Origin of the sequence: Faecalicatena contorta (genome assembly GCF_021531895.1) — a bacterium.
In the GTDB taxonomy this organism is placed as follows: domain Bacteria; phylum Bacillota; class Clostridia; order Lachnospirales; family Lachnospiraceae; genus JAFBIX01.
Genome location: NZ_JAFBIX010000039.1, coordinates 1 through 13,043, shown reverse-complemented (window position 1 = coordinate 13,043; position 13,043 = coordinate 1). Strand labels below are relative to the sequence as shown.

Genomic DNA, 13,043 nt, shown 5'->3' with positions numbered 1-13,043 from the left:
CTAAATAATACGGGAATAGAATATAAATCTACTAAAACTAATAAAATCAGATATCCCCATACCGTTGTAAATCCGACATTGAGTGTAATTCCCAATGTAACCCCATTTAATAGTGCGATAACTACATACCACCATATATCGATTTTCCCTTTGAATGTCATAAAAAAGCCTCCGTTGTTCATTCGTATTTGCTACTGCTATTATACATACGAATTTCAACGGAGACAATCTTTTTTTGTTTTCTTTTATTCTACATTTTTGTCTTCATCTGCAACATATTCGAAAAAGTCAAAATCGGCATAATGTTTGTGCTTGACACGGTCGGCACAGGTGATTCCTACCATGGTTCCTGTAAATTCTCCATATTTGCAATATTCATCCGAAAATTTTGTTGTATCAAAGACTCTTCCAATCTTTTGATACTTGTTTCCATCCAGGCTCCACTCGAACCAGGACTTACGTCCTTCAATGTAGAGTCGCAGATAGACTGGGCCATCTTCTATCGGAATCCGAGAATTTAAGAATTCTGTTTTCTCTCCATTTTCAAGCTGAATAATTGACAATGCACTCTGGCTCAACGTTTCACTGTAATATTTTCTGAGATTGATATAATTCATATTGTCATAATATAAGATGAGCCCAGCACTATGCTGATGAACTACTGGGACGAATTCCATTTTTGTTGTAATTCTGGCATAGACACTTGTAAGCTTGCGGGCAAGGATACTGACCCTATTCAGTGATGTACGGGATTCTTGTCCGCGGATTCTGACGTAACCCGGACGAGCCTTTACATCTGCAAAGGATTGAGGCATCATTCTTGGAGCATAATACCAGATGCCGAGTTCTTCGGAATCAAAATCATCATAATCCGGAATCTGTGCAACCGGATATTCCGCAAGAGTGCTTTCTGGAACTTCAACCTTTGCCAGATTACTTCCGTCTGCCATGCGAAGCCAATGATCTTTCGTCCACATCATTTTCTGAATTGCCGTCTCTCTTCCAAGTGTACAGCGCAGTTCCGGTACAAACGACCGTGCAGTCAGATGAACCAGATAGACTTCGCCATCCGGTGTCTCTACGTAACTTCCATGTCCTGATTTTTGAAGTACAGATTCTGAATTATAGTATTTCGGCTTTAAATGATCTGGATCATGACGCTCATAAGAATCTCCCGGAACCGATGTCACAATTGGATTTTTGGGATCTTTTTCATATGGCCCCCAGATATTAGCTGAACGTCCCATGGTCACACAGTGATTATATCCTGTGCCACCCTCTGCACACATAATATAATAATAGCTATTCTTTTTAGTCAAATGGGGTGCTTCAATACAGCCTCTGTCTGTTCCGCCACTCCAGATTCGCTTTGGATAACCAATGATTTCTTTCTTTTCCGGTGAATATTCCACCATACAGATTGCTCCTGGTTTTTCATAGCCTTCTCTCGTCTCCCATTCAAGGGATACAACCCATTTACGTCCGTCATCGTCATGGAATATTGATGCATCAAAGCCAGAAGAATGAAGATAGACCGGTTCACTCCATGGACCTTTGATATCCTTTGCTGTGATCAGATAATTATCTACGTCAAAGTATCTGGCATTCATAGAATTCATAATGCCATATACCACATAGAACAGATCCTCTTCCTCACAATAAGTCAGGCAAGGTGCCCAGATTCCCTTCGCAGAAGGTAATTTTTTTAGGTCTACTTCCTGGTCATCTGTCAGAACATGAGTATATAGTTCCCAGTTCTTCAGATCCTTAGAATGGTAGATTGGAATTCCAGGAAACCATTCAAATGTGGAAACTGCAAGATAATAATCTTCCCCTTTTCTGCAGATACATGGATCCGGATTAAATCCGGGAAGTATTGGATTCTTTATCATAATTTATGTTCTCCCTATATTAACAATTCTCTTCTATCTGTCCAGTGATAATGGAATTCGGCGGAATCACAAACTCAAACTGCTGACCTGCAATACGAAGATAACAAGTCTTAGATTCTGATTGCCGATTCAGCAATACAAATACTATACTGTCATTATTATTTTTCCAAGCCGTCAGATCTAACTGATCTGTATACTTTGTGCTTGCAATCCTTATTGCTCCTGGCTTTATAAAATTTGCGAAATGGCAGTAATATCCCAGACACATGCGATCTATTAACCGGTCATTCTCCATATCAAACATATAAGGAGCCTCGCAGTAGTTCTGCGTGTGATTCGGTCCGCCTTCTCCATCTAGTAATATGTTCCAGTCATAAAAACCAACCATCCAATGATTAAGATTTCCAATCATATCATGGGCGAGGCGAGCGGCGTTCTCCGCTTCAGCATCTTTATCATATTTGCCAAATTCCAGACAGCTTTCGGAAAGTATCAGTTTTTTGTCGGGATGAATCTGATGAACCAGGTCTAATGCCTCAAAGTGATCTCCACTATACCAGTGAAAAGCAAGTCCATCAACCATAGAATCTGTTGTCTCATCAATGATTGCTTCTGCTCTGTCAAAAATGCGCTCTTTGTTATGATCCCAGATGAATATTTCGATATCATCAAGGTCATGGTTTTTCATAGCTGGTACCAGATAATCTCTTAAGAATACTTTCTCTTCTTCTGCTGTATAGACACAGGAATCCCAGTCTTGAACAGCTTTTGGCTCATTTTGTACAGACATCCACACAACTTCAAATCCTCTGTCTTTAAATTCTCTGATATATCGGCACAGATATTCTGCCCAACGTGCACGATATTCGTATTTCAGAGAACCGCCTTCTTTTCTTCCATGGTTGGTCTTCATATATGCCGGCGGTGACCATGCAGACAACATGATTTTTAACTTCTTTCCGGCTTTTTTCTCCGCTGCTTCTAATAATGGGATAATGTATTTTTCAGTATCTGCGAAAGAAAATTTCTCAAGTTCCGTATCATCCTTATATGGATCTGCTTCATACATATGGGTGGAAAAATCACAACTGTCCATATGAATTCTGACTTGATTATATCCCATATGTTCCGATGCAAAATAAGTTGATAACATTTTGTCCTGTTGTTCGCTGGATAAGTGAGAAAACACATATCCTGCGGCATCAGTAATTGCACCTCCGAATGGATGAAACGATTATTGTTACTTACTCTCCTAAATATAAAGCTTATCAACAAAAAATTCGTAGTCGTCAGATTGACCGTGCACTGAAAATGATTCAGTCTCCAGGAAAATGCAGACGAGGAAAGAATCAAAACGACCCTGCACGATTCATTCAAAAGACTAGCATTACACCAGATGGTGAAATCGCAGATAAGTCTGTTTATGAATTGGATGAAGAACGCATAAATGAAGAATCCATGTATGATGGTTTTTATGCTGTTGTAACAAACCTTGAAGATAACCCATCGGAAATCATTAAGATTAACAAGCAACGTTGGGAAATCGAAGAAAACTTTCGAATCATGAAATCCGATTTTGAAGCCAGACCCGTCTATGTACAGAGAGACGATCGTATCAAAGCACATTTTCTTACGTGTTATATCAGTCTCTTAGTATATAGATTATTAGAAAAGAAACTGGGGGAAGGGTTTACATGCACTCAGATTTTGGAAACATTACGTGGTATGAATATGACACTATTAAGCAAGGACAGTGGTTACATTCCTTCTTACAAACGCACAAAACTAACAGATGCTCTTCACAGTTCATTTGGATTAAGAACAGACTTTGAATTTATATCAAAAGCCTCCATGCGAGGAATTATTTCAAAGACAAAAAAGATAACTAGCACAAAAGCAAAAATATAGCACATATCGATGCAAACGAACAAACAGCCACATAGCCCATAAATACAGGCTTTGCGGCTGTTTTGTCTTTTATTAACTGTCAAAGATGGGATTATCATAGCAATCCTGTCTGCATATGTCAAGCAAAGCAGCCAAATTGGTCTGCTAACTATATTCTTTCGTCTGTTATCTGTAAGAGTAATTCTTTGATTTCCTGGAAATCACCGTAAAATACTACCCCATTCATTCCAATCTGCCTTGCGCCTTCAATATTTTCCGGTCTGTCATCAATAAAGAAACATTCTTCCGCAATGAGTTGATATTGATTCAGTAAATATTCATAAATACCTCTTTCCGGTTTTATAATATGTATATCACAGGATACCACGATTCCATCAAAATATGAAATCGGTGCAAATTCTGGAAAATAGTCATAAAAAGAGGTACTTGCATTAGACAGAACATATAGATGATATCCATTTTCTTTCACATATTCACAGAATTCTTTTGCACCATCGACAGGTTTCATACACATATGCCATCTCGTTGCACAATTCTTAAGTGCAGGATGAAGGCGCTCTGGAATCTGATCCTTTACACGCTCATATATATCCTCATCAGTCAGCAGTCCCCGGTCAGCATCTATCCATTCCTGCCCATTGAATAATATTTTTTTAATCAAAGCTTTGTCGTCTTCATTATCCAGAAAATAATTCAGGCAGACATCTGGATTATAATCAAGAAGTACATTGCCCATATCGAAAACAATATTTTTTATCATTATAAATCACACCTACTCTATAATCGCCTTTAATACATTTTCAGGCGCACGAAAAATTGTACATTCATCAAGTGGTATTGCACCCATTGAGCGATAGAAATCCATACTTGATTGATTCCAGTTCAGACAACACCATTCCATTCTTCCACAATCACGCTCCAGAGCTGTTCTTGCCATATACTTTATCATCTGTTTTCCATAACCCTTTCCCCGGTATTCTGGATCAACATACAAATCGTCAATATAGATTCCGCCTTTTCCAAGGTAAGCAGGAAATGTCTGATAAAAGAAAACAAATCCAATTTCCTTTCCGTCAATCTGTGCAAATATTACTTCTGCTCTTTGCTTATCGAACATCCACTCTTCCAGAAACTCTTCTGTAGCGTAGACTGACTCCGGTATTTTTTCATATTCCGCAAGTTTTTTAATAAACCGAAGAATTAATGCAGCATCCTCGCGAACTGCATACCGAAAAGTAACTTTCTGTTGTTCACTCATTTAAAACCTCCATTACTTATGATATGGTTCTCCATTGATAATTCGGTAACTTCGATATATCTGCTCCAGCAAAATGACTCTCATCAACTGATGTGGAAATGTCATCTTAGAAAAACTAAGTGCATAATCTGACCTGGAAAGTACTTCTCTCCCAAGTCCAATAGAGCCTCCAATAATAAAGATGATATGGCTGACACCCTGAATTCCTAATTTGTCAATCTTTTCTGCAAGTTCTTCAGAGGCGAGCTGTTTTCCACCAATCTCAAGAGTAATTATATAGGCATCTTCTTTGATATACTTCTGGATTCTCTCAGCTTCTTTGGAACGAATTGCGTCTTCTACACTCTCACTTGCATGATCCGGCGTCTTCTCATCGGTAACTTCTATAATCTCCAGTTTACAATATCGACTTAGACGTTTGCTGTATTCTGCAATAGCATCTTTCAGGTATTTTTCTTTTATTTTCCCTACAGTTATTAATGTAATCTTCATAAATATAGTTATCCCTTCTTTGCCCGACGCAAAGTGTTAAGTCTTTCCTTTTCTTCTTTACTGACACGGAATGATTCCCGGATTTTTTGAATAGATTTCTGATGAGTAATATCATCTAGCTGATTTCCGGCAAGTAAATCCCAGGTAAGTTCAGGAAATTTAACGTAACAAACGGACACCGCCCATGCAACTGCCATTTTAACATAATAGGCCTCATGCTTTACATCACCCAATATTCTGAGTACTCTTTCGATGTAATTTTCGGTTACAAAATAGTCTAAAAGAGATACAATGGCAAAGCGAAGTTCATATTCTTGTGTACTGTCTAGGTATTTCATTAAATACTCAAACCATAAATCCATGTCTTTTTTCATAAATTTATAGGTCATACAGCTGCTGTCACACACTGCCCAACTGTCGATTACTGGGACAAAATCGTCTAACAGCTTTTTTCTCTCATCCAGGCTACATTTCATATATCCAATAATCATTCCATGAAGCAATAGTTCTTCATGATAGACTTTACCTTGCTTTTCTTGCTCCTTTACGGCATTTACGTATTCCAGACCATTTTCTCTAGCAATACTTTTCGCAAACTCTCGAAGTCTTGGAACACGTACTCCAAGCATGGTCGAATTATCTCCTGGCACAAGAGAACGATTAAATTCGAGATATTTTTCGTCTGTCACATCTATTAATTGTTTTCGAATTTTTTCAAAAATATTTTCCATACTTTCACCGTATATTTTTTCTTATGCATATAGCTTTTCTTTTATTTGAATCTGAAATAAAATATTAAACTTTAGAGATAAATAAAACACCTAATGTACCCGGACCACAATGGCTGGATATGACTCCGCCTGCCCTTGTAACTAAAATTTCACTAAAAATATTCAAGCTGTCCAAATGCTGATAAATCTCTCGAATAATATCTTGATCACAGCCTGAATGCGTAATAAATACTCGATCTTTTTTAGCCTGTTTCAGCTCTTTTTCCATATCCTTAACATAATCCATCAGAACTTTCTTCATTTTGCCGCGATACTTTTTGGCTGGATTCATTGCACCATCTTCCACAACAATTTTAGGATGCAGTTTTAATGCGCCGCCAGCCATTGCTGCGAGTCCGCTGCATCGCCCTCCTCTGTAAAGATATGTTAATGTATCAACCACAAAACTTGCGCGTACAAAAGGCTTTAACTCCTCAATTTTTTTAACAATATCCTGAGCATTTTTCCCATTTTGCGCCATAGTTGCTGCTTCAATTACCAATAATCCAATACCAGTAGAAAGATTGGCAGAATCAATCACTGTAACCAGCTTCTCTGCTTCTAGTTCTTCTGCAGCAATACGCATCACATTTGCTGATGTAGACATACTTTCAGATATCGCAAAACAAATGATTTCTCTTCCTTCTGCCACATATGGTCTCAGCAAATCCATAGCCCTGTCAAGAGCTGGAGCTGAAGTCTTAGGAGTAGTCTTGTTTTTGTCCGACCATTGATAAATCTCATCTGGGAATATATCCTGTCCGTCTTCATACTCCTGTTCTCCTAACAAAATATGCAAAGGCAGTATGGATACATCGTATCTTTGTAGTAATTCCTGCGACAAATCACAGGTACTGTCTGAGACAATCTTCACCATCTCAATCGCATCCTTTCTCAATCGTTATTTCCATTCTTCTATTCCTGCAAGTACACCCATTCTTTCTTTCAAGAAATGATTAAATATTGCAATTACGCGCCCGACACCAATGACTGCCAGAACAGTACCGACACCGATACCGATTATTTCACCGGCAGAAATAAGACCTACACAAGTTGTAAATGTAATATTAAACAAATCAAAACAATTCTTTGTAAGGCCTACACTTTTTCCTACTGTATCTGCAATGGCCTGTACAATTCCATCACCAGGATTCGGAATTAACCGCATATTCAGAGATACTGCAGCGCCAATTCCTGTTAATATAATCCCAATGACCAGTATCATAACTCTGCCAGTCATACTTTGGTAAAAAACAGGGACTCCAGGCGTATCATAAGCCGGAATTAATGCTGAGAACAAATTCATAAATCGAGTAAAAATCAAACTTAATGGAAACTGAAGCGCATCTTTTAATAACTGCACCTTTAAGTTCAGATACTTTCCCTTTCGAAAATGTTCTCTTGTATGTAGAAACATCTCCACCACTACAAAACTACTGTAAAGAATCAGCGTCATATTGCCGAAATTCATATTTAAAATCATTGATATACTATAAGATACGGAAATAATCGGAGAAACTCCCAGCCCGGCTTTTGTATTTAATATAATTCCCAATGCCAGTACTAATAAACCAACAATATAAAAAATTCCTCTTAAAATGTTTGTTTGCTTCATAATATTTATCCTGTTCTTGTTGTTTTTCTGTTTTATAATGCCGACCTGGTTTATCTGTCTAATCCAATGCTAATCCAATGCTAACCCAATGCCACATCCAGAATCATCATCAACACAAATCCAACTGAAAAACCAATAGTACCTATATTACTATGATCTCCTTCTGCTGATTCCGGTACCAGTTCCTCTACTACGACATAAATCATAGCACCTGCTGCAAAAGCAAGAAGATAAGGAAGGATTGGCGTGACATAAGAGGCCAGAAGAACGGTAATGCCACCGGCGATAGGTTCTACAACTCCTGAAAACATTCCATGCAAAAATGCTCTTCCCCGGCTTCCACCCTCACTTCGAATCGGAAGTGATACAATAAATCCTTCCGGAAGATTCTGAATCGCAATTCCGATCGCAAGAGAAAATGCACCTGCAAGTGTCACATTTGTATTTCCTGTTATCAGACCTGCGAAGACAGCTCCGCTTGATATTCCTTCCGGAATATTATGAATGGTAACCGCCAATACGAGCATAGTAGACTTTTTCAGTGAACATCTTGGTCCTTCTGTCTCATCCGATCCAATGTGCATATGCGGAATATCCTGATCCAAGATTAATAAAAAAGCAATTCCAAGTAGAAATCCGATTGCTGCCGGAACAAATGCAAACTTTCCCATATAGTCCGACATCTCCATCGCTGGAATCAAAAGAGACCATACAGAAGCAGCAACCATGACTCCCGCCGCAAATCCAAGAAGCGCCTTCTGAATCTGTGGCTTTAATTCATTTCTCATGAATAAAACGCAGGCAGCGCCTGCGGTCGTTCCGATAAAAGGTATGATTAACCCTAGAAAAATTACCATAAATATGTCCTCTTTTCTTTTTACACTTTAATAAGCATACCACAAATCTCCATTTGGGTACAGGGCATTTTTTATTTTGGTACACCATAAAGTGCAAAAGGGGACGTAGACTTTTGCAAAAAGTCTACGTCCCCTTTTTAACATTTTTACTTCTTTGATAACATTTCGTGGATTCCTTTTGCTCCTGCTTTTCCAGCTCCCATTGCAAGGATTACTGTTGCAGCTCCGGTTACTGCATCTCCACCGGCGAATACGCAGGCTTTTGATGTCTGACCGTTTTCTTCTTCTGCCACGATACATTTTCTCTTGTTTGTCTCGAGTCCTTTGGTTGTAGATGCAATCAATGGGTTTGGAGATGTTCCAAGTGACATGATAACTGTATCAAGTTCTATCTCATACTCAGAACCTGGAATTTCTACTGGGCGTCTTCTTCCAGAAGCGTCTGGTTCGCCAAGTTCCATTTTGATTACTTTCATACCTCTTACCCATCCATTTTCATCAACAAGGATTTCCTTTGGATTGGTCAAAAGATCGAAGATGACTCCTTCTTCTTTTGCATGATGTACTTCTTCAACTCTGGCTGGAAGTTCTGCTTCACTACGACGGTATACGATATGAACTTCTGCTCCAAGACGGAGGGCTGTTCTTGCAGCATCCATTGCTACATTACCACCACCTACGACTGCAACTTTCTTTCCAGCTGCGATAGGTGTATCATAAGAATCATCAAATGCTTTCATCAGATTACTTCTTGTCAAATATTCATTCGCAGAGAATACGCCGTTAGCCGTCTCTCCCGGAATTCCCATGAACATTGGAAGACCAGCACCAGAACCAATAAATACTGCTTCAAAATCTTCTTCTTCCATCAACTGATCGATGGTTGTAGATTTACCGATTACGACATTTGTCTCAAATTTAACGCCTAATTCTTTAACTTTTTCAATTTCTTTCTTAACAACTTTCTGCTTTGGAAGACGAAATTCAGGAATACCATATACTAAAACACCACCAAGTTCATGCAGTGCCTCAAATACAGTTACTTCGTACCCCAATTTTGCAAGATCACCAGCACAGGTAAGTCCTGAAGGACCTGAACCAATGACAGCGACTTTATGTCCGTTCATTTTTTCCGCTTTTGCTGGTTTAATATCATTTTCCAATGCATAATCAGCGACAAATCTTTCCAATTTACCAATGGATACTGCATCACCTTTAATTCCACGGATACATTTGGATTCACACTGAGACTCTTGTGGACATACACGACCGCAAATAGCTGGAAGAGCTGAAGATTCACCGATTACTTTGTATGCCCCCTCAATATCTCCATCTTTTACTTTTGAAATAAAACCTGGGATATTGATGGACACTGGACATCCCTGAATACATTTGGCATTTTTACAGTTCAGGCAACGGCTTGCTTCTTCCATTGCCTCTTCCTTATTATATCCGTAACATACTTCTTCAAAATTAGTTGCTCTTACTTCTGGTTCCTGCTCTCTTACAGGCACTCTTTTTAATACATCTGCCATTACTCGTCACCTCCGCAATGACCACATCCACCGTGATGTGTGTCACCTTCCTGTAATTTCAGCATTGCACGTCCTTCCTGAGTTTTGTACATCTGCTGTCTCTTCATTGCCTCGTCAAAGTTCACAAGGTGTCCGTCAAATTCAGGTCCGTCTACACAGGCAAATTTAATCTCATCACCAACATGCAGACGACAGGCACCGCACATACCCGTTCCATCTACCATGATTGGATTCATGCTGACAATCGTTGGAATCTCAAGTTTCTTTGTCAACAGGCATACGAATTTCATCATGATCATTGGTCCGATTGCTACACAGACATCGTATTTATTTCCTTCTTCTACCAGTTTCTCGATTTTAGTAGTAACCATTCCAGCATGACCATATGTACCATCGTCTGTACATGGATAATAGTTACCCGCAACAGATTCCATTTCTGATTCTAGGATTAACATATCTTTTGTCTTAGAGCCCACGATAACATCAACATCAATACCATGTTCTTTCATCCATTTTACCTGCGGATAAACAGGAGCGGCTCCAACACCACCAGCCACAAATAAAATCTTTTTCTTCTTCAGACTTTCCAGATCTTCACTAATAAATTCAGATGGGCATCCTAATGGACCAATAAAATCACGGAATGCATCCCCTGCTTTTAATTGGGACATCTTAATAGTAGATGCTCCAACTTCCTGGAACACAATCGTGATGGTTCCTGCTTCTCTATCGTAGTCACAAATTGTGAGTGGAATTCTCTCCCCTTTTTCGTTCATCTTAACGATAACGAATTGTCCAGGCTCACAATGTCTAGCTACACGCGGAGCTTCTACGTCCATAAGATAAATCTTATCAGCCAGTTTTTCGGCTTTTAATATCTTGTACATCTTGCTTCCTCCTAATATTTGATACTTCTTTCATAATAATGTATCCTAAGAAAAATATCAAGTTTTATGTTAAAATATTAACTGTTTTTGCACCAAAAAAGCAAACGCCACATGGCATCTGCTTTTCTGACTTTTTATCTAAAAATCAACTTCTGTTCCATAATATGTACATATAAACAATTTTTCCATTGTAGCAGGATCAATTGCTCTTGGATTGGAGCCTGTACAAGCATCACCAACAGCTAATTCTGCAATTTTGGCAACTTTTTCTTTAAACTCATCTTCATTGATACCAAAATCCTTTAAAGTCTTAGGAATATTTAATTTAACATTGAAATCATCAATTTTTTCACATAGACTGTTAATCAATGCTTTTTCAGAAGTTCCTGCAAGTCCCATTCTGCGCGCGATCTCAGCATAACGTTTTGCTGCAACTGGATCTTTAGCATTATATTTGATTACATACGGAAGATAAATTGCATTTGCACAACCGTGTGGAATATGGCCAGTTGAGAATGCTGCACCTGTCTTATGGGCCATTGAATGTACAATACCGAGTAATGCATTGGAGAATGCCATACCTGCTAAACACTGTGCATAATGCATCTGCTCTCTGGCAACCATATCGCAATTATATGAAGCAGGAAGATAATCTAATACCATCTCAATTGCCTGTAAAGCGAGTGGGTCCGTAAATGGACAATTCAATGTTGATACATAAGCCTCTATTGCATGTGTCAATGCATCCATGCCTGTATATGCAACCTGTTTTACAGGAAGTCCCATTACAAGATCTGGATCAACAATTGCAACGTCCGGTGTAATATTAAAGTCAGCAAGTGGATATTTTACACCTGTCTGATAATTTGTAATAACAGAAAAAGCTGTTACCTCAGTAGCTGTTCCAGATGTAGAAGGAATTGCAGCAAATTTTGCCTTCTGTCTTAATTCAGGGAAGTTGAAAGGAATACATAAATCTTCAAAAGTTGTCTCTGGATATTCATAAAATGCCCACATAGCCTTTGCAGCATCAATCGGTGATCCACCACCCATTGCAACGATCCAGTCTGGTTCGAACTTACGCATAGCTTCTGCGCCTTTCATAACCGTTTCAACAGACGGATCCGGTTCAACACCTTCAAACAATTCTACTTCCATGCCACCTTCTTTTAGGTAGTTCACAGCTTTGTCAAGAAATCCCTGACGTTTCATAGAACCACCACCGACTACAAGAATTGCTTTTTTACCTTTTAAATTCTTCAATTCCTCTAAACAACCTTTTCCATGGTACACGTCTCTTGGTAATGTAAATCTACTCATTTTGCGCATCTCCTTTTTACTATATTGTTAATTTATTGTCAATATTATATCTCTGTTAAATAATTAACGCAACAGGATTCACTAAACAAATTGTATTTATTTCAAAACAATAGGAATTTAGATGCGTTAGTTGGTGATTGGGTGTGTACGGCGAGAGGATGGATGGAATGGTTGCCATTACGGAGTCCTTCGCTAAGAATCCATAACAGGAAAAGAAGCAGATATTTTGTGACCAGGCTGATTCACCCCGAAATCTTGATGATTTCGAGGCTCAGCAGCCTTCTCAGATCTGGCTTGAAGCCAAATCTTCACACATAATATCTGCTTCTTTTCCTGTAACGGATTCTAGCGCTTGTCCAACGAACGGCAACCATTCCATCCGTCTTCTCGCCTGACATCCCCCAAGTCCGCAACTTCCTCATCTGGGAGAATTCCTGCGCGTCATGCAGAGGGAAAGATCATAGTAAAGATATTATCAAAAAACTGGCAGAATAACTAACTGATTCTTC

The 13,043-nt window shown here is 38.9% G+C and carries 12 protein-coding genes and 1 pseudogene; 1 reads left to right on the top strand and 12 read right to left on the bottom strand.

The genetic code is table 11. From position 1 onward, the window contains the following. Nucleotides 1-245: 245 nt before the first annotated feature. A complete protein-coding gene (locus JQM81_RS12535; RefSeq protein WP_235234089.1) occupies nucleotides 246-1,892 on the bottom strand; it encodes a glycoside hydrolase family 43 protein in 1,647 nt (548 codons plus the stop codon). 19 nt (nucleotides 1,893-1,911) lie between these two features. Further along, nucleotides 1,912-3,081, bottom strand: a complete 1,170-nt coding sequence (locus JQM81_RS12530) for a glycoside hydrolase family 30 protein (RefSeq protein ID WP_235234087.1) — start codon at nucleotides 3,079-3,081, stop codon at nucleotides 1,912-1,914. Between the two features lie 32 nt (nucleotides 3,082-3,113). Between JQM81_RS12530 and JQM81_RS12525 the strand changes: the two are divergent. Continuing rightward, nucleotides 3,114-3,800: pseudogene (locus tag JQM81_RS12525) on the top strand (IS1634 family transposase); the annotation flags it as partial. A 148-nt stretch (nucleotides 3,801-3,948) separates the two neighbouring features. On the opposite strand, the gene JQM81_RS12520 reads toward JQM81_RS12525, so the two are convergent. The 10 genes from JQM81_RS12520 to JQM81_RS12475 all read right to left on the bottom strand — a co-directional run bounded on the left by JQM81_RS12520 (nucleotide 3,949) and on the right by JQM81_RS12475 (nucleotide 12,534). Then, entirely contained in the window at nucleotides 3,949-4,560 is a 612-nt protein-coding gene (locus tag JQM81_RS12520) for an HAD family hydrolase (protein ID WP_235234082.1), read from the bottom strand. A gap of 12 nt (nucleotides 4,561-4,572) precedes the next feature. Next, the gene (locus tag JQM81_RS12515; protein ID WP_235234081.1) at nucleotides 4,573-5,058 is read right to left on the bottom strand and encodes a GNAT family N-acetyltransferase; all 486 of its coding nucleotides are present in this window, start codon (nucleotides 5,056-5,058) and stop codon (nucleotides 4,573-4,575) included. A gap of 12 nt (nucleotides 5,059-5,070) precedes the next feature. Further along, nucleotides 5,071-5,550 carry a 23S rRNA (pseudouridine(1915)-N(3))-methyltransferase RlmH gene (rlmH, locus tag JQM81_RS12510; protein ID WP_235234079.1) on the bottom strand — a complete coding sequence of 160 codons (480 nt, stop codon included), beginning with the start codon at nucleotides 5,548-5,550 and terminating at the stop codon, nucleotides 5,071-5,073. A gap of 8 nt (nucleotides 5,551-5,558) precedes the next feature. Then, nucleotides 5,559-6,281 carry a DNA alkylation repair protein gene (locus JQM81_RS12505; RefSeq protein ID WP_235234076.1) on the bottom strand — a complete coding sequence of 241 codons (723 nt, stop codon included), beginning with the start codon at nucleotides 6,279-6,281 and terminating at the stop codon, nucleotides 5,559-5,561. A gap of 64 nt (nucleotides 6,282-6,345) precedes the next feature. Further along, nucleotides 6,346-7,197, bottom strand: coding sequence for a DegV family protein (locus JQM81_RS12500; RefSeq protein ID WP_235234075.1), 852 nt, complete (start codon nucleotides 7,195-7,197; stop codon nucleotides 6,346-6,348). Nucleotides 7,198-7,221: 24 nt separating this feature from the next. Continuing rightward, nucleotides 7,222-7,935, bottom strand: coding sequence for a YczE/YyaS/YitT family protein (locus tag JQM81_RS12495; protein ID WP_235234074.1), 714 nt, complete (start codon nucleotides 7,933-7,935; stop codon nucleotides 7,222-7,224). An 80-nt stretch (nucleotides 7,936-8,015) separates the two neighbouring features. Then, nucleotides 8,016-8,792, bottom strand: a complete 777-nt coding sequence (locus JQM81_RS12490) for a ZIP family metal transporter (RefSeq protein WP_235234073.1) — start codon at nucleotides 8,790-8,792, stop codon at nucleotides 8,016-8,018. A 146-nt stretch (nucleotides 8,793-8,938) separates the two neighbouring features. Continuing rightward, nucleotides 8,939-10,327: an NADPH-dependent glutamate synthase gene (gltA, locus tag JQM81_RS12485; RefSeq protein WP_235234072.1), complete on the bottom strand. Its 1,389-nt coding sequence runs from the start codon at nucleotides 10,325-10,327 to the stop codon at nucleotides 8,939-8,941. Next, nucleotides 10,327-11,214, bottom strand: coding sequence for a sulfide/dihydroorotate dehydrogenase-like FAD/NAD-binding protein (locus JQM81_RS12480; RefSeq protein WP_235234071.1), 888 nt, complete (start codon nucleotides 11,212-11,214; stop codon nucleotides 10,327-10,329). The genes gltA and JQM81_RS12480 overlap by 1 nt, the downstream gene beginning before the upstream one ends. 138 nt (nucleotides 11,215-11,352) lie before the next feature. Next, nucleotides 11,353-12,534 (bottom strand): iron-containing alcohol dehydrogenase, encoded by a 1,182-nt coding sequence (locus JQM81_RS12475; protein WP_235234070.1) that lies wholly within the window; start codon nucleotides 12,532-12,534, stop codon nucleotides 11,353-11,355. Between the last annotated feature and the right edge of the window lie 509 nt (nucleotides 12,535-13,043).

Excerpts from the sequence above, each read along its gene's own strand:
- JQM81_RS12490 (WP_235234073.1), bottom strand. The coding sequence starts at position 8,792 with ATGGTAATTTTTCTAGGGTTAATCATACCTTTTATCGGAACGACCGCA.
- JQM81_RS12475 (WP_235234070.1), bottom strand. The coding sequence starts at position 12,534 with ATGAGTAGATTTACATTACCAAGAGACGTGTACCATGGAAAAGGTTGT.
- JQM81_RS12480 (WP_235234071.1), bottom strand. The coding sequence starts at position 11,214 with ATGTACAAGATATTAAAAGCCGAAAAACTGGCTGATAAGATTTATCTT.
- JQM81_RS12505 (WP_235234076.1), bottom strand. The coding sequence starts at position 6,281 with ATGGAAAATATTTTTGAAAAAATTCGAAAACAATTAATAGATGTGACA.
- JQM81_RS12495 (WP_235234074.1), bottom strand. The coding sequence starts at position 7,935 with ATGAAGCAAACAAACATTTTAAGAGGAATTTTTTATATTGTTGGTTTA.
- JQM81_RS12520 (WP_235234082.1), bottom strand. The coding sequence starts at position 4,560 with ATGATAAAAAATATTGTTTTCGATATGGGCAATGTACTTCTTGATTAT.
- rlmH (WP_235234079.1), bottom strand. The coding sequence starts at position 5,550 with ATGAAGATTACATTAATAACTGTAGGGAAAATAAAAGAAAAATACCTG.
- JQM81_RS12500 (WP_235234075.1), bottom strand. The coding sequence starts at position 7,197 with ATGGTGAAGATTGTCTCAGACAGTACCTGTGATTTGTCGCAGGAATTA.
- JQM81_RS12535 (WP_235234089.1), bottom strand. The coding sequence starts at position 1,892 with ATGATAAAGAATCCAATACTTCCCGGATTTAATCCGGATCCATGTATC.
- gltA (WP_235234072.1), bottom strand. The coding sequence starts at position 10,327 with ATGGCAGATGTATTAAAAAGAGTGCCTGTAAGAGAGCAGGAACCAGAA.
- JQM81_RS12515 (WP_235234081.1), bottom strand. The coding sequence starts at position 5,058 with ATGAGTGAACAACAGAAAGTTACTTTTCGGTATGCAGTTCGCGAGGAT.